Annotated in this window: 12 protein-coding genes; 8 read left to right on the top strand and 4 right to left on the bottom strand. The window is 65.1% G+C overall.

Annotation, left to right across the window (positions count from 1 at the left end; genetic code table 11):
* Positions 1-7 precede the first annotated feature (7 nt).
* Genes OEG79_RS06560 through OEG79_RS06550 form a run of 3 tightly spaced genes read right to left on the bottom strand, consistent with a single transcriptional unit; the run spans position 8 to position 3,413 of the window.
* Positions 8-1,360: an MmgE/PrpD family protein gene (locus tag OEG79_RS06560; RefSeq protein ID WP_264147984.1), complete on the bottom strand. Its 1,353-nt coding sequence runs from the start codon at positions 1,358-1,360 to the stop codon at positions 8-10.
* A gap of 10 nt (positions 1,361-1,370) precedes the next feature.
* Entirely contained in the window at positions 1,371-2,534 is a 1,164-nt protein-coding gene (locus OEG79_RS06555; RefSeq protein ID WP_264147983.1) for an acyl-CoA dehydrogenase family protein, read from the bottom strand.
* Positions 2,535-2,585: 51 nt separating this feature from the next.
* Positions 2,586-3,413, bottom strand: a complete 828-nt coding sequence (locus OEG79_RS06550; RefSeq protein WP_264147982.1) for a MaoC family dehydratase N-terminal domain-containing protein — start codon at positions 3,411-3,413, stop codon at positions 2,586-2,588.
* 199 nt (positions 3,414-3,612) lie between these two features.
* Here OEG79_RS06550 and OEG79_RS06545 point away from each other — a divergent pair, with 199 nt between their 5' ends.
* Both OEG79_RS06545 and OEG79_RS06540 read left to right on the top strand, forming a co-directional pair.
* Positions 3,613-4,500 (top strand): LysR substrate-binding domain-containing protein, encoded by an 888-nt coding sequence (locus OEG79_RS06545; protein ID WP_264147981.1) that lies wholly within the window; start codon positions 3,613-3,615, stop codon positions 4,498-4,500.
* A 234-nt stretch (positions 4,501-4,734) separates the two neighbouring features.
* Positions 4,735-5,289 carry a nucleoside deaminase gene (locus OEG79_RS06540; RefSeq protein ID WP_220802518.1) on the top strand — a complete coding sequence of 185 codons (555 nt, stop codon included), beginning with the start codon at positions 4,735-4,737 and terminating at the stop codon, positions 5,287-5,289.
* A 4-nt stretch (positions 5,290-5,293) separates the two neighbouring features.
* Here OEG79_RS06540 and OEG79_RS06535 read toward each other — a convergent pair whose 3' ends face one another.
* Positions 5,294-6,847, bottom strand: coding sequence for a sigma-54-dependent transcriptional regulator (locus tag OEG79_RS06535; RefSeq protein WP_264147980.1), 1,554 nt, complete (start codon positions 6,845-6,847; stop codon positions 5,294-5,296).
* 252 nt (positions 6,848-7,099) lie between these two features.
* Between OEG79_RS06535 and phhA the strand changes: the two genes are divergently transcribed.
* The 6 genes from phhA to ggpS all read left to right on the top strand — a co-directional run bounded on the left by phhA (position 7,100) and on the right by ggpS (position 14,966).
* On the top strand, positions 7,100-7,885 hold the full coding sequence (phhA, locus tag OEG79_RS06530; RefSeq protein WP_264147979.1) for a phenylalanine 4-monooxygenase: 786 nt from the start codon (positions 7,100-7,102) through the stop codon (positions 7,883-7,885).
* A 153-nt stretch (positions 7,886-8,038) separates the two neighbouring features.
* On the top strand, positions 8,039-8,392 hold the full coding sequence (locus OEG79_RS06525) for a 4a-hydroxytetrahydrobiopterin dehydratase (protein WP_037056381.1): 354 nt from the start codon (positions 8,039-8,041) through the stop codon (positions 8,390-8,392).
* On the top strand, positions 8,389-9,588 hold the full coding sequence (locus OEG79_RS06520; RefSeq protein WP_264147978.1) for an amino acid aminotransferase: 1,200 nt from the start codon (positions 8,389-8,391) through the stop codon (positions 9,586-9,588). Before OEG79_RS06525 ends, OEG79_RS06520 begins: the two co-directional genes overlap by 4 nt.
* An 84-nt stretch (positions 9,589-9,672) precedes the next feature.
* Entirely contained in the window at positions 9,673-11,016 is a 1,344-nt protein-coding gene (locus OEG79_RS06515) for a DUF2254 domain-containing protein (RefSeq protein ID WP_264147977.1), read from the top strand.
* Positions 11,017-11,162: 146 nt separating this feature from the next.
* Positions 11,163-12,422, top strand: coding sequence for an MFS transporter (locus tag OEG79_RS06510; protein WP_264147976.1), 1,260 nt, complete (start codon positions 11,163-11,165; stop codon positions 12,420-12,422).
* 285 nt (positions 12,423-12,707) lie between these two features.
* Complete coding sequence (gene ggpS / locus OEG79_RS06505; RefSeq protein WP_264147975.1) at positions 12,708-14,966, top strand: glucosylglycerol-phosphate synthase; 2,259 nt, start codon at positions 12,708-12,710, stop codon at positions 14,964-14,966.
* The last annotated feature ends 98 nt before the right edge of the window (positions 14,967-15,064 follow it).

Below are 15,064 nucleotides of genomic sequence, written 5' to 3'. Positions count from 1 at the left end.
TCCTCGGTCAGGCCAGCTGGCTCAGGTCATCGGCCTCGCGCAAACGCCAGACCCTTTCGATCAGCACACCCGCCTCGTCGCTGCTGCGCTTGCCGGCAAAAGCCAGCAGGCGGCGGAACTTGTCTTCCAGCTCGGCGCGGCTGAGGCTGTTGCCCGGGTCGCCCTTGGGCTCGTCGATGGCGCCACGCAGGGTGCGACCGTCGGTGGTAATCACCTCGACGCGGCCCAGCCAGCGCGCCGGATAGGCGCCGTCGACCTCGGGATCGAGGCGCATGCTGACCCTGTCGCGGAAGGCGGCGACATCGGCGTCGGTAAGCGCCAGGTTCTCGAACTCGGTGAGTTGGGCCTTGCCATGCACGGCGATCAGCCCGAGCACGGTGCCCATGGAGAACTTGGCCTGGTGCACGGTCTGCGGCACCACCACGCGGCCGAGCACGTCGATGGCGCCCTGGTGCACGTGGGTGATGACCTGGGCGATGTCGCTGTGACGCAGGCCCTCGCGCCACATCAGATCGAGCAGCGCATCGGCGGCCGGATGGGTGTGGCGGCAGGAGGCGTGGAACTTGAACGAGGTTTCCACCAGCGCCCAGCGGCTGCCGAGGCGGTCGGACAGCGCGGCCGGATTGGCGTCGCTGGACATGCCCGCAGCCATGCCCTGCTCGCCTTCGAGAATGTTCTGCGCGCCGGTCAGGCCCTGCTCGGTGAAGTACGCCGCGAGCAGGCCGTCGGCCGCCGCCTTGGCGGTGTGCAGCTGCTTGGAGTCAGCGGCGTCACGCAGGAACTCCCACAGACCGGCGGCCTGGGTGCCGGCGTTGCCGAGCAGATGGACGAACTGCTTCTGGTCGAAATCCAGCAGCTTGCCCACGGCCACCGCAGCGGCCAGCGTGCCCACCGTGGCCGTGGTGTGGAAGATGCGGTAATGCGAGCGACCGAGGAACTCACCGATGCGGATGCCCGCCTCGTAGCCGGCAACCGAGGCCAGCAGCAGCTCACGGCCGGACTTGCCGAGATCCTGCGCGGCCGCCAGGGCTGCTGGGAATACCACGGTGGCCGGGTGCAGCACCGAGCTGTTGTGCAGGTCGTCCTGTTCCACCAGATGCGAAGAAGCGCCGTTGACCAGCGCGGCGAAGTACGCCGAGGTACCGCGACCGTTGACCAGGATGCGCGCCGGACCATCGGCCGGGCCCATCTTCTGTGCGTAGGCCTCGAACAGCGGGATCGGCCGCGCGCCCTCGCTGGCCAGGGCCGAGCCCAGCCAGTCGAGGAACAGGTCTTCGGTGCGATCCAGTACGTGGGCCGGCAGATCGTCGTAACGCAGCCCGGCGAGGAAGGCCGCGAGTTTCCGGGTATCCGTGCTCATGACAGGCTCCTCAGAACGAACGCGGCAGCTCGAGCAGGTGCTCGGCGACGTACGACAGGATCAGGTTGGTGGAGATCGGCGCCACCTGGTACAGACGGGTCTCGCGGAACTTGCGCTCGACGTCGTATTCGTTGGCGAAGCCGAAACCGCCGTGGGTCTGCAGGCAGGCGTTGGCCGCTTCCCAGGAAGCCTTGGCCGCCAGGTACTTGGCCATGTTGGCCGCGGCACCGGCATTACGCCCGGCGTCGTATTCCTCACAGGCGCGCCAGCGCATCAGGTCCGCCGCTTCCAGCTCGATATGGGCTTCGGCGATGGGGAACTGCACGCCCTGGTTCTGGCCGATCGGGCGACCGAACACCACGCGGTCGCGGGCGTACTGGGCGGATTTTTCGGTGAACCAGCGGCCGTCGCCGATGCACTCGGCGGCGATCAGGGTACGTTCGGCGTTGAGACCGTCGAGGATGTAGCGGAAGCCCTTGCCCTCTTCACCGATCAGGCTGCTGGCGGGGATTTCCAGGTTGTCGAAGAACAGCTCGTTGGTCTCGTGGTTGACCATGTTGGCAATCGGCTGCACGGTCAGGCCGTTGCCGATGGCTTCACGCAGGTCAACGAGGAAGATCGACATGCCGTCGGCCTTGCGCTGCACTTCGGCCAGCGGCGTGGTGCGCGCCAGCAGGATCATCAGGTCGGAATGCTGAACTCGGGAGATCCACACCTTCTGGCCGTTGATGACGTACTTGTCACCCTTCTTCACCGCCGTGGTCTTGATCTTGGTGGTGTCGGTGCCGGTGGTCGGCTCGGTCACGCCCATCGACTGCAGGCGCAGCTCGCCGCTTGCCAGCTTCGGCAGGTAGTAGCGCTTCTGCTCCTCGCTGCCGTTACGCAGCAGGGTGAACATGTTGTACATCTGGCCGTGGATGGTGCCGGAGTTGCCGCCACAGTGGTTGACCTCCTCGAGGATCACCGAGGCTTCGGCCAGGCCCAGGCCCGAACCGCCGTACTCTTCCGGGATCATCGCCGACAGCCAGCCGGCTTCGGTCATGGCCTTGACGAACTCTTCCGGGAAGCCCTTCTCCTCGTCGATCTTGCGCCAGTACTCGGCAGGGAATTCGGCACACAGGGCGCGCACGCCTTCGCGGATGGCATTGAGTTCTTCGTTGTTGTTGTAGTTCATCACAGGTCCTCGGTAAGTCATGGCCCGGTTCGTTCCCCAGGCCATACGAAATCAGTCGAATTGCACTTCGGCGCGCTGTGCCAGGCCGGACTCGTTGCCGACCCAGAGCTCGGCCTGCCCGTCGCCGCTGATGCGTCCGCCAACCTCGAACGGCTGCGGCGCGATCATCGGGCGCAGGCCACGGAAGGCGAAGCGGCGCAGACGCGCCTGCGGATTGGCGCGGCAGAAGGCGCCCAGGTTCAGGGTGGCCATCAGCGGGCCGTGCACCACAAGGCCGGGGTAGCCTTCGGTGTCGGTGACATAGGGCCAGTCGTAATGGATGCGATGGCCGTTGAAGGTCACCGCGCTGTAGCGGAACAGCATGGTGCTGCTCGGGGTCACGGCCTCGCGCCAGTCGCCGGCGATCAGCGGCTCGCCACTGCCGGTCTTGGGTGGCGTCGGCTCGCGGTAGACGATGTCCTGTTCTTCGCGGATGGCCAGCTGGCCGTCCTGCAGGTAGTCGTGCTGAACGGTGACGAAGAGCAGCGCGCCGGTGCGGCCGTGCTTTTCCTCGATGTGCCTGATGGTCGATACCCGGCTGGCTTCGCCGCCCACACGCAGCGGCTGGAAGAACTCGACACGACCGCCGGCCCACATGCGGTTGCGGTTGTCGGCCGGCGGCAGAAAGCCACCGCGCGCCGGATGGCCGTCTGCGCCCAGACCGCTCTCGGCGACCGGTTCCTGAAAGAACGCCCAGTGCCACAGCGGCGGCAGCGCCTCGCCATGAGCAGGCGTGGCTTCGCCAAAGGTGGCAGCGATGCGCTTGACCAGATTGCGGCTGAGTTGGTCGTGGGTTTCTTCGCTACGACCGATCCAGGCGGAAAAAGCAGAATCACTCATGGGGCAGGTTCCAGCTCGGTTCTTGTGTGAGCTGGAGCATGCGACGCGTCCTGCGTTCAGAGAATCTGCATTTATTTAAACCGGCGTTCGGTTAATCTGAACGCCATATTTCTAGGTGGGAGGGGCTTTAGCCGCGATGCTTTCTGAGGAAGCCAGGGCGTCGCGGCTGAAGCCCCTCCCACAGAAGCAGAGGAACCCCATGCATTTCGATCTGCCCGACCTGCGCCTGTTCATCCATATCGCCGAGTCGCCCAGTCTGACTCAGGGCGCGCGCAAGGCGTTTCTCTCGCCGGCCGCCGCCAGTGCGCGGATCAAGGCACTGGAAAACCAGCTCGGTAGCCGCCTGCTGTACCGGGACAGCCGTGGTGTCGAGCTGACCCCGGCCGGCCAGCGCCTGCTGCAGCATGCGCGGCTGATCATGCGCCAGGTGGATTACCTGAAAAGCGAGTTCACCGAGTACGGCACCGATGCCGCCGGGCATATCCGCATCTTCGCCAACACCACGGCAGTCACCGAATTTCTCCCCGAGGTGCTGGCCGGTTTTCTCGCCGAACGCCCCGGCGTCACCGTCGACCTGCAGGAGCGCCTGAGCCGCGACATCGTCCGTGGCGTGCTGGATGGCGCGGCGGATCTGGGCATCATCGCCGGCCCGGTGCAGGCGCCTGGCCTGCAGGCGCTGCATTTCAGCACCGACCGCCTGGTGCTGGCGGTACCGCTGGGCCACGCCCTGGCGCAACGGCAGTCGGTGAGTTTCCACGATACCCTCGCCTACCAGCACATCGGCCTGCACGAAGGCAGCACGCTGCTGAGCTTCCTGCGCGAAAAGGTGGAGAAGCTCGGCGGCAATCTGGCGCTGCGTATCCAGGTATCGAGCTTCGAGGCGATCTGCCGGATGATCGAGGGCGGCGTCGGCATCGGCATCATCCCCGAGTCGGCCGCACGCCGCCACAGCCGTACCATGCAGCTGGCGATACTGCAGCTCGATGAAGCCTGGGCGGTACGCGAGCGCAGCATGCTGGTGCGCGAGCTGGATGCCTTGCCAGGGAGCGTGCGGGCGCTGATCGACCGGCTGAATCAGGGCGTCTAGGGCGGCCCGGCGAGAAATCGGGAGACAAAAAAAGGGCGACCAATTGGTCGCCCGCCCATTCAATGCATTCCCAGAGAGGAATGCGGAAACGCTTGCACCCATATCACGCAGGATGATCGGGACGTGCCCAGTGTCGCTGCACCTGCACAACCTGCCTATTGCACCAAGGTCGTAGGGCAGCGCACGCAGCGCGGGCCATAATCCTCCGGCGACATTCACGGCCCCGGAGACGCCATGACCCCCGAGCATCTGGCCCTGTTGCAGCAGGCGCCCGCCAGCACTCATGCCGATGACACCTGGGCCAGGCTGTGCTGCGAGCAGGCCCTGCTGGCAATAGAGGACGGCTGTTACGCAGTCGGCGCCCTGCTGGTGGATGAGGCGGGCGAGTTACTGTGCAGCGGGCGCAACCAGGTGTTCGCCTCGACCTACGCCAGCGCCGCCCACGCCGAGATGCAGGTGCTCGATCAGCTCGAAACCGGGCATGCACAGGTCGACCGTCGCGGTCTGACGCTCTACGTCAGCCTCGAACCCTGCCTGATGTGCTACGGCCGAATCCTGCTGGCCGGCATCACCCGCGTACGCTATCTGGCACGCGACCGCGACGGCGGCTTCGCTCTGCGTCACGGCCGCCTGCCAGCGGCCTGGGCCAATCTGGCTTCGGGCCTTACCGTGGTGCAGGCCGAGGCCGATACCTACTGGCTCGACCTGGCCGAGCGGATGATCGACCGCCTGCAGGATCGCAGGACCATGCGCGAGCGCGTGGTCGCGGCCTGGCGCGGAGGCCGCTGAGGACCTACTCCTTGCCCAGGCCGTGCTGTCGCAGCTTGTTGGCGATGGTGGTGTGGGAAACACCGAGCCGCTTGCCCAGCTGGCGACTGCTCGGGTGATCGCGAAACAGCCGCTCCAGCACCGCCTTCTCGAAGCGCCCGAGGATATCGTCGAGACTGCCTTCTACCGAAAACTCGCCCAACGGCTGCGGCGCACCGTAGTCTGGCAGGCGTATATGCTCGGCCTTCACCGTGCCGCCGTCGCACAGCGAAACCGCCTGGAACAGCACGTTCTCCAGCTGCCGCACGTTGCCCGGCCAGTGGTAGCGGGCCATGCGCTCGAAGGCCTGTGGCGCCAGCTTCGGCAGCGCACAGCCGATCTGCCGGCTGGCCGAGTCGAGAAAGTGCTCGACCAGTGTCTCCAGCCCGTCGAGACACTCGCGCAGTGGCGGAATATGCAGGCTGAGCACGTTGAGACGGTGATACAGGTCCTGACGAAACTCGCCGCGGGCGCAGAGCTCGGACAGATCGACCTGGGTGGCGCAGATCACCCGCACGTCCAGGTACACCTCCTCATCGCTGCCGACACGGCGGAAGCAGCCGTCCTGCAGAAAGCGCAGCAGTTTGGCCTGCAGGCGCGGGCTCATCTCGCCGACACCATCGAGAAACAGCGTGCCGCCGGCGGTCAGCTCCAGCAGGCCGAGCTTGCCTTCCGGGCGCGCCCCTTCGAAGGCGCCGGGGCCGTAACCGAACAGCTCGGTTTCGGCCATGGACTCGGGCAGGCCGGCGCAGTTGAGGGCCATGAACGGTGACTGCCCACGCGGGCTGGCCAGGTGGCAGGCACGTGCCAGCAACTCCTTGCCGGTGCCGGTTTCACCCTCGATCAGCAGCGGCGCATCCAGTGGCGCCATGCGCCGCGCTTCCCTGACCACCGCCGCCATCACCCTCGAGCTCTGGAAGATCGAGTCGAAGCCGCGCAGCTCCTGCTTGCGCACATGGTAGATGCGCTCACCCACGCGGTCGGCGCGATGCAGGGTCAGCACGGCGCCGGCCAGCGCCTCGCTGTCGTCGTGCTCGTTCTGCAGCGGCGCGATATCGGCGAGAAACACGTCGCCCTTGATCTTCACCCGCAGGCCGTTGATCCGCGTCTTGTTGGCGCGTACCAGCTCGGGCAGGTCGAAATCCTCGGCGTAGCGCGACAATGCCATGCCCGGCACCTCGTCCACACGCACTCCGAGCAGCTGTGCAGCGCTGCGGTTGGCGGCGACGATGCTGCCGCCCATGTCGATCGACAGTACCGGGAAATCCAGCGCACCGAGCAACGCATTGAGTTCCAGATGACGACGCTCGCTGGGCATCAGCCCCACACGCTTGACGCCGAATACGCCGGCAATGGCCTCGAACTTCGGCCTTAGCGACTGGAATTGCAGATTGATCAGATTCGGACAGTGCAGGTAGATGGCGTTGCCCTGCTCGCCCCCCACTTCGCCACGGGCGACGTTGATGCCGTAGTCGACCAGCAGGTTGAGGATGTCACGCAGGATGCCAACTCGGTTCTGGCAGTGGACCTTGATACGCATGGCGAAGGCTCTTGTTGTTGTAGCCGCCGGGTCGCAGAACTCGACGATGGCGCATAATTTTCGTCAAGAATATGTGACACCAAAGCGCATCAGCAAGCCGACAGATCGCCATACCGGCAATATCGTAATCAAAATTTTACAGTTTCCGAGCGCAAGCCTGGGCTGTGCGCTTTGCCGGCACCGTTTCAACCCGAGCAATCAGCGGCATGCTGGGGTCAGGACAAGAACAACAGCCCCCTGAAGGAGGCAGCGATGAAGAGTACGCAGTACCTGGCCCGGGAACCGGACGACAGTGGCTTTATCCATTACCCGGAAAGCGAGCATCAGGTGTGGAATACCCTGATCACCCGCCAGCTGGAAGTGATCCAGAACCGCGCCTGCCAGGAATACCTGGACGGTATCGAGCAACTCGGCCTGCCCATAGAGCGCATTCCGCAGCTCGGCGAGATCAACCGTGTGCTCGAATCCACCACAGGCTGGCGCGTAGCACGGGTGCCGGCGCTGATCCCCTTCCAGACATTCTTCGAGCTGCTGGCCAGCAAGCAGTTTCCCGTTGCCACCTTCATCCGCACGCCCGAGGAGCTGGACTACCTGCAGGAGCCGGACATCTTCCACGAGATCTTCGGCCACTGCCCGTTGCTGGCCAACCCCTGGTTCGCCGAATTCACCCACACCTACGGCAAGCTCGGCCTCAAGGCCACGAAGGAACAGCGCGTCTACCTGGCGCGGCTGTACTGGCTGACCATCGAGTTCGGCCTGCTTGACACCCCGCTGGGCCGGCGCATCTATGGTGGCGGCATTCTCTCCTCGCCGAAGGAAACCCTCTACGCCCTGTCCGAAGCACCCGAGCACCAGCCCTTCGATGCGCTGGAAGCGATGCGCACGCCGTACCGCATCGACATCCTGCAACCGGTGTACTTCGTCCTGCCCGAGCTCAAGCGCCTGTTCGAGCTGGCTCAGGAGGACATCATGGCGCTGGTGCATCAGGCCATGGCGCTCGGCCTGCACGCGCCGAAATTTCCGCCGAAAGCCGCGTAGAGCGTAACGTCCTTTTCTACATGGTCGCCGCTATCCTCTCGATTCGCCCTGAGCGTGGCGGCCATACACCAGCGAGTAGCCCGGATGAAATCCGGGATGGCCCTCAGACATGGCCCCGGATTTCATCCGGGCTACAAAACCCAGGAGAACCCCATGAGTCTTGCCCAAGCCCAATGCGAAGCCTGCCGCGCCGATGCGCCGAAAGTGTCCGATGAAGAACTGGCCGAGCTGATCCGCGAGATCCCCGACTGGAACATCGAGGTGCGTGGCGACCATATGGAGCTGGAGCGCGTGTACCTGTTCAGGAACTTCCGCCATGCCCTGGCCTTTACCAATGCCGTTGGCGCCATCGCCGAGGAAGTGGGCCACCATCCGGCCCTGCTCACCGAATGGGGCAAGGTCACCGTCACCTGGTGGAGCCACGAGATGCGCGGCCTGCACCGCAACGACTTCATCATGGCCGCACGTACCGATGTGCTGGCCGCCAGCGCAGAGGGCCGCAAGTGAGCCACTTTGCCCAGGTCGCCCGCGTGCCGGGCGACCCCATCCTCAGCCTGATGGAAGCCTATCGGCTGGACACCAACCCGGCGCGCCTGGACCTTGGCGTCGGCGTGTACAAGGACGCCCAGGGCCTGACGCCGGTTCCCCGCGCGGTGAAGCTGGCCGAGCAGCGCCTGATCGACCTCGAGCAGACCAAGACCTATGTCGGTGGCCACGGCGACGCGGCGTTCGGCGCGCTCCTGAGCCAGCTGGTACTCGGTGCGAACTCACCGTTGCTCACCGAACGGCGCGCCGGCGCCACGCAGACGCCCGGCGGTACCGGTGCGCTGCGCCTGGCGGGTGATTTCATCCGTCACTGCCTGCCCGGACGCGGCATCTGGCTGAGCGATCCGACCTGGCCGATCCATGAAACCCTGTTCGCCGAAGCCGGGCTCAGGGTCGGCCACTATCCGTACGTCGGCGCCGACAACCGCCTCGACGTGGAGGCCATGATCGCCGCCCTCACCCACCTGCCCAAAGGCGACGTGGTGCTGCTGCATGCCTGTTGCCACAACCCCACCGGGTTCGACCTGACACCGCGCGACTTCAAGCGCGTACTGGAAGTGGTCAAGGCACGCGAACTGCTGCCGCTGATCGACTTCGCCTATCAGGGCTTTGGCGACGGGCTGGAGGAGGACGCCTGGGCCGTGCGTCTGTTCGCCACCGAGCTGCCGGAGCTGCTGATCACCAGTTCCTGCTCGAAGAACTTCGGCCTGTATCGCGAGCGCACCGGGGCCCTGATCGTCTGCGCCGGCAACGCCGAGAAACTCATCGACATCCGCAGCCAGCTGGCCTCCATCGCCCGTAACCTGTGGTCGACGCCGCCCTCCCATGGCGCGGCGGTGGTAGCGCAGATACTCGGCGACGACGAACTGAAGGGCCTCTGGCTGGACGAGCTGGAAGGTATGCGCCAGCGCGTGGCCAGCCTGCGCCGCGGCCTGGTCCAAGCGCTTGCGCCACACGGTTTGAGCGAGCGTTTCGCGCATATTGCCGAACAGCGCGGCATGTTCTCCTACACCGGCTTGTCGCCGCTGCAGGTACAACGCCTGCGCGAGGAGTTCAGCGTGTACATGGTGGGCAGCGGCCGCGCCAACGTCGCCGGGCTGGATGGCAAGCGACTTGACCAACTGGCAGCCGCCATTGCCCGAGTCTGCGTGAACTGAGGCAGGCAGGCGGCAGTCTCTAGAGCTGCCGCCTGCCCCTTAACGGCTATAGTGCGGTCATCGCCATTCACGACGGATTCGCCAATGGCCGCACCCAGCAACATCCTCTTTCGCGCCTACCAGCGCATTCTCCACAGCCTGGCGTTCTATCCGACGCTGATCGCCACCGGCTTCTTCGTGCTATGCCTGCTGACCATGGTGGCCGAGTACCAGCCATGGATGTTGGCGCTCAAGAAACAGTTCGATCTTGGCCTGGTCAGCAATGCTGACAATGCCAGGCTGATCCTCGGCACGCTGGTAGCGGGCATCCTGTCACTGATGGTGTTCAGTTTCTCGATGGTCATGGTGGTGCTCAACAACGCCGCAGCGTCGCTGTCACCACGGGTGATTCCCGGCCTGATCAGCAGCAAGGGGCATCAGAAAACCCTGGGTTTCTACCTCGGTACCATCCTCTACGCCCTGCTGCTGATCACCACCATCGAGCAGGGCAATGATGAGCGGATCCCCAGCTTCGGCGTACTCATAACCCTGGCCTTGGGCATCGTCTGCCTTGGCCTGTTCGTGCACTTCATCCGCTCGATTTCGCAGTCGATTCAGGTCGAGCACATTCTCGGCAACCTCTACAACGCCAGCCTGGAAAAACTCGACGTCTGCATGAACGGCCCGGCTGCGCGCGCCGCCCGGACGCAATGGCCGGACGACAGCGCCTGGGTCACCGTGCATGCGCGGCGCAACGGCTACTTCAAGGAACTCAACGTCAAGGAGGTCAACGCGCTGCTACAACGTCATCAGGTACGGATGACGGTATTGGCCCACCGCGGCTTCTTCGTCAGCGAGGGCCATCCGCTGTTTCGCCTGGAACGCCAGCTGGATGACGGCGTGTGCCAGCAGTTGCTCGACTGCTTCGATTTCTTCATCGAGGAGTACGCCAGCAGCCATTACTTCTTCGGCTGCCGGCAGATGTCGGAGATCGCCGTGAAGGCCCTGAGCCCCGGCATCAACGATCCGGGCACGGCAATCAAGGCCGTGGACCTGCTCAGCGTGCTGTTGAGCCGGCGCCTGGCGCTGGCCGAACGCGACTTCGCCAGCCAGCCCGACGGGCCGCCGCGGCTGTGCTACCAGGAGCTTTCGCTGGACCAGCTGCTGCTGCAACTGCTGGGTCCGATACGCACCTATGGCGCCGCCGATGTCTGTGTACTGGCCAGCCTGCTGCAGGCCTTCAAGAACCTGCTGCACCGCCCTGCCAGCAGCCGGCAACGCGCCGACCTTCTGCGCCATGCACGCAGCGTGCGAGACACTGCCGAACGCCATCTGAGCGAACGACGTGATCGCGAGGAGATCAACGATTTCATCACGCGCATCAATCGCACATTGGCGGAGACGGAGCAGCCGCTGCTGCCTCTGCAGATTGCCGAGCAGGCACCATGACGGTGCGATCTTTCACCGCATGAAAATCACACAACCGCTTATCGGCAAAAATAAACCTTTGAAATCAGACAGATACAAAACCCTCGCAGATCTACTGGCGTGCTTCATGCTTGCCATCAGTGGCACAGTTCCCTAGGGTAGTTTGCATGTGGTCCCTGATTGCCCCCATCAGTTCATTGCTGAGCGGGGTCGCGTTACTCCTGCTTGGCAATGGCCTGCTCAACACCCTACTGACCCTGCGTGGCGTGGCTGAAGGCTACTCCACCACGATGCTCGGCCTGATCATGTCCGGGTACTTCGTCGGGTTCCTCCTCGGCACCTGGCTGGCGACTCCGCTGGTCCGGCGCATCGGGCATATCCGCGCGTTCGCCTGTTGCGCCGCGCTGGCCGCCATCGCCGCCCTGCTCCATCTGCTGCTGATCGATCCGTGGGTCTGGTTGCTGCTGCGCGTGCTCTACGGCCTGGGCCTGGTGACGCTGTACATGGTCATCGAGAGCTGGCTCAACGCCCAGGCGCCCAACGAGAAACGCGGCCAGGTCTTCGCCGTGTACATGGCAGTCAACCTCGGCGCCCTGGCGCTGGCCCAGCAACTGCTGCACCTGGCCGATCCGGTGCAGTTCACCCTGTTTGCCATTGCCGCGATTCTGATCAGCGCCGCGCTGATGCCCATCACCCTCACCCGCCAGGCACAACCGGCGCTGCCCGAATCGCCACCAACCAACCTGCGCCAACTGTGGCGAGTCGCACCGCTGGCGATCATCGCCGCGGGCCTGTCCGGCCTGGCGATGGGTGGTTTCTGGGGCATGGCGCCGGTGTACGCCAGCCTCGCCGGCTTCGACACGTCCGGCGTCGGCCTGCTGATGACCGCCACAATCCTCGGCGGCGCCCTGCTGCAATGGCCCATCGGCCTCTACTCGGACCGCCACGACCGACGCCAGGTGCTGCTGCGGGTGGTGATACTGGCAGTCGCTCTGGCGCTGATCATGAGCCTGCTGCCGGCAGGCCCGCTGCTGCTCGGCGCGATATTCATCTGGGGCGGCCTGGCCTTCGCCATCTACCCCATCGCCGTGGCGCAGCTGATCGACCAGTTGCACAGTGACGAGATCCTGTCCGGCTCGGCCAGCCTGCTGATGGTCAACGGCATCGGCTCGGTGTGCGGGCCGCTGCTGGCCGGCGTACTGATGGAGCAACTGGGCGCCAGCGCGCTGCCGCTGTACTTCGCCAGCACCCTCGGCCTGCTGGCTGCCTACACCGTTTATCGGCTGCGCCATGTCAGCGACTTGGTCAGCGGCGACGCCGCACACTTCGTGCCGATGCTACGGACCAGTCCGACGGTGCTGGAGCTGATGCCCGATGCGCCGGCGCAAGACCACGAACAGATGGAGGAGACGACAACTCGGTCCTGAAGTCATAGAACCTGTTCAAAGACTCGCGAGCTAGAGCCAGGCAATACCGATGGCGGCCCCACGAAGTCGAGCGAAGAAGCGATCGGAGTCGCGTTCGACTTTACGAGTTGTAAATGAGCATTCTGAGCTCGGCTGCAACGCAGCATGGCCGACGCGCAGCAGTCTTGGGACAGGCTCTTAAAGGCTGTTTCGGCAAGGCCTTGAGCCTACCCCAAGCAGCCAGAACCCCGGCCCGTCGGCCGCTCACCTGAGCGCACCGCACCGGCCACTTCTGGAGAAACAACGATGCTATTAGCCACCGACTTGGATGGAACCTTTCTCGCCGGCGATCCCGAAGATCGCCTGAGCCTCTACCAGACCATCGCCGCCCATCCCGAGATCAAGCTCGCCTACGTCACCGGGCGCAGCCTGGAAGCGGTGCTGCCGCTGCTGGCCGACCCGACGCTGCCGCAGCCGGACTACATCATCGCCGACGTCGGCGCGACCCTGGTGCATGGCGACAGCCTGCAGCCGATCCAGCCGCTGCAGAGCGTGGTCGATGCCCGCTGGCCCGGCGAAAGCCAGGTGGCCGGTGCCATCGAGCCGTTCGGCCTGGAGCGCCAGGACGTGCCACAGGCGCGCCGCTGCTCCTACTTCTGCACGCCCGAGCAGGCGGCCAACCCGGCGCTACGCGAGATCGCCGATGAGCTGGGCTGCGACCTGCTCTACTCCGCCGAGCTGTACCTGGATTTTCTGCCCAGGGGCGTGAACAAGGGCAGCAGCCTGCAGGCCCTGGCCGACTGGCTGGAGCTTGATCACGACCAGGTGCTGGCGGCTGGCGATACGCTCAATGACCTGTCGATGCTCAGCGCCAGCTTCCATGGCGTCTGCGTCGGCCAGTCGGAAGCGGCGCTGCTGGACGCCACGCGCAGCCACTCGCGCACTCTGCACGCCAGCCGGCCGGGCTGCGGCGGCATTCTCGAAGCCTTCGCCCATTTCGGGTTCCTCGGTGAACACGGTATCGCCGCCGAGCGCCGTCAGGCCGCGCAGCCGGGCAAGGCCGAGCTGGTGATGGTCTACCACCGCCTGCCCTACGAGGAATACCGCAACGCCGCCGGCAAGCTGCAGCGCCGACGCCCCACCTCACCCAACGGCATCATCCCCACCCTGCTCAGCTTCTTCGGCGATGGCCGCCCCGGTTCCTGGGTCGCCTGGGCCGTGCACGAGGATGGCGACGAACCGTTCGACAGCCACACCACGGTGGACGCCGAACGCTATCCCAAGCTCACCGCCGCGCGGGTCAAGCTGAGCAAGGAGGAGGTGGACATCTTCTACAAGCGCTTCTCCAAGGAGGCCTTCTGGCCCACCCTGCACACCTTCTGGGAGCGTGCCACCTTCAACGAGGACGACTGGCAGGTATTCCTCAGAGTCAACCGTGCCTTCGCCGAACGCACCGCGCTGGAAGCCGCCGAGGGCGCCATCGTCTGGCTGCACGATTACAACCTGTGGATGGTCCCGGCCTACCTGCGTGAACTGCGCCCGGACCTGCGCATCGCCTTCTTCCACCACACCTACTTCCCCTCGGCCGACGTGTTCAACGTGCTGCCCTGGCGGCGACAGATCGTCGGCAGCCTGCTGCAATGCGACTACATCGGTTTCCATATCCCGCGTCAGGTGGAGAACTTCGTCGACGTCGCCCGTGGCGTGTTCCCGCTCAAGACTCTGGAACGGCAAAGCTGCGCGCCACGCTTCATCACCTACGGTTGCGCCGTGGGACTGGAAAGCATGACCACGGCCTTGGATACCGGTACCCGCCAGGTCAAGCTCGGCGCACACCCGGTGGGCCTCGACATCGACCGTGTGCGCAATGCCCTGGAGGCACCGAAGATCAAGGAACTGATGGGCCAGCTGCGCGAAGAGATGAAGGGCGTGAAGCTGATCCTCGCGGTGGAGCGCCTCGACTACACCAAGGGCATCCTGGAGAAGCTCAACGCTTACGAGCGCCTGCTCGACGACAATCCCGAACTGCTCGGAAAGGTCACCCTGGTGACGGTCTGCGTGCCGGCAGCACGCGAGATGACGGTGTACGACGAGCTGCAGACGCAGATCGAACAGGCCGTGGGGCGCATCAATGGACGCTTCGCCCGCATCGGCTGGACACCGCTGCAGTTCTTCTTCCGCAGCCTGCCGTTCGAAGAGGTCAGCGCCTGGTACGCCATGGCCGACGTCATGTGGATCACCCCACTGCGTGATGGCCTCAACCTGGTGGCCAAGGAGTTCGTCGCCGCACAGGGACTGCTCGGCGGGCGCGGAGTGCTGGTGCTGTCGGAGTTCGCCGGTGCTGCGGCCGAACTCAAGGGTGCCTTGCTGACCAACCCGCACGATCCGGCGGACCTGGCGCAGACCTGCTACCTGGCGCTGAACCTGCCCAAAAGCGAGGCCCAGGCGCGTCTGCGCGAGCTGTTCGATATCGTCTGCTTCAACGATATCCGCCGCTGGGGCGAGGACTTCCTGGCAGGCGTGCAGGTTCAGGAAGAGCCCGAGCCACTGACCTTGGCGAGCTGAAAGGAAGTTCGCGGCCCCGGCCGCGCCTAGCGGAGCAACAACAGCGTAGGAGCGGCTTCAGCCGCGAAGCGCACTCCTTGTTTCCGGACTGGCCCCGA

The organism is Pseudomonas sp. Z8(2022), from assembly GCF_025837155.1.
Lineage (GTDB): Bacteria > Pseudomonadota > Gammaproteobacteria > Pseudomonadales > Pseudomonadaceae > Aquipseudomonas.
Note: the sequence above shows the minus strand (reverse complement) of the source record. Positions and strands in the feature narration are given on the sequence as shown.

Coding starts and splice junctions, on each gene's coding strand:
- OEG79_RS06560 (WP_264147984.1), bottom strand. CDS start 1,360: ATGAGCACGGATACCCGGAAACTCGCGGCCTTCCTCGCCGGGCTGCGT.
- OEG79_RS06555 (WP_264147983.1), bottom strand. CDS start 2,534: ATGAACTACAACAACAACGAAGAACTCAATGCCATCCGCGAAGGCGTG.
- OEG79_RS06550 (WP_264147982.1), bottom strand. CDS start 3,413: ATGAGTGATTCTGCTTTTTCCGCCTGGATCGGTCGTAGCGAAGAAACC.
- OEG79_RS06545 (WP_264147981.1), top strand. CDS start 3,613: ATGCATTTCGATCTGCCCGACCTGCGCCTGTTCATCCATATCGCCGAG.
- OEG79_RS06540 (WP_220802518.1), top strand. CDS start 4,735: ATGACCCCCGAGCATCTGGCCCTGTTGCAGCAGGCGCCCGCCAGCACT.
- OEG79_RS06535 (WP_264147980.1), bottom strand. CDS start 6,847: ATGCGTATCAAGGTCCACTGCCAGAACCGAGTTGGCATCCTGCGTGAC.
- phhA (WP_264147979.1), top strand. CDS start 7,100: ATGAAGAGTACGCAGTACCTGGCCCGGGAACCGGACGACAGTGGCTTT.
- OEG79_RS06525 (WP_037056381.1), top strand. CDS start 8,039: ATGAGTCTTGCCCAAGCCCAATGCGAAGCCTGCCGCGCCGATGCGCCG.
- OEG79_RS06515 (WP_264147977.1), top strand. CDS start 9,673: ATGGCCGCACCCAGCAACATCCTCTTTCGCGCCTACCAGCGCATTCTC.
- OEG79_RS06510 (WP_264147976.1), top strand. CDS start 11,163: ATGTGGTCCCTGATTGCCCCCATCAGTTCATTGCTGAGCGGGGTCGCG.
- ggpS (WP_264147975.1), top strand. CDS start 12,708: ATGCTATTAGCCACCGACTTGGATGGAACCTTTCTCGCCGGCGATCCC.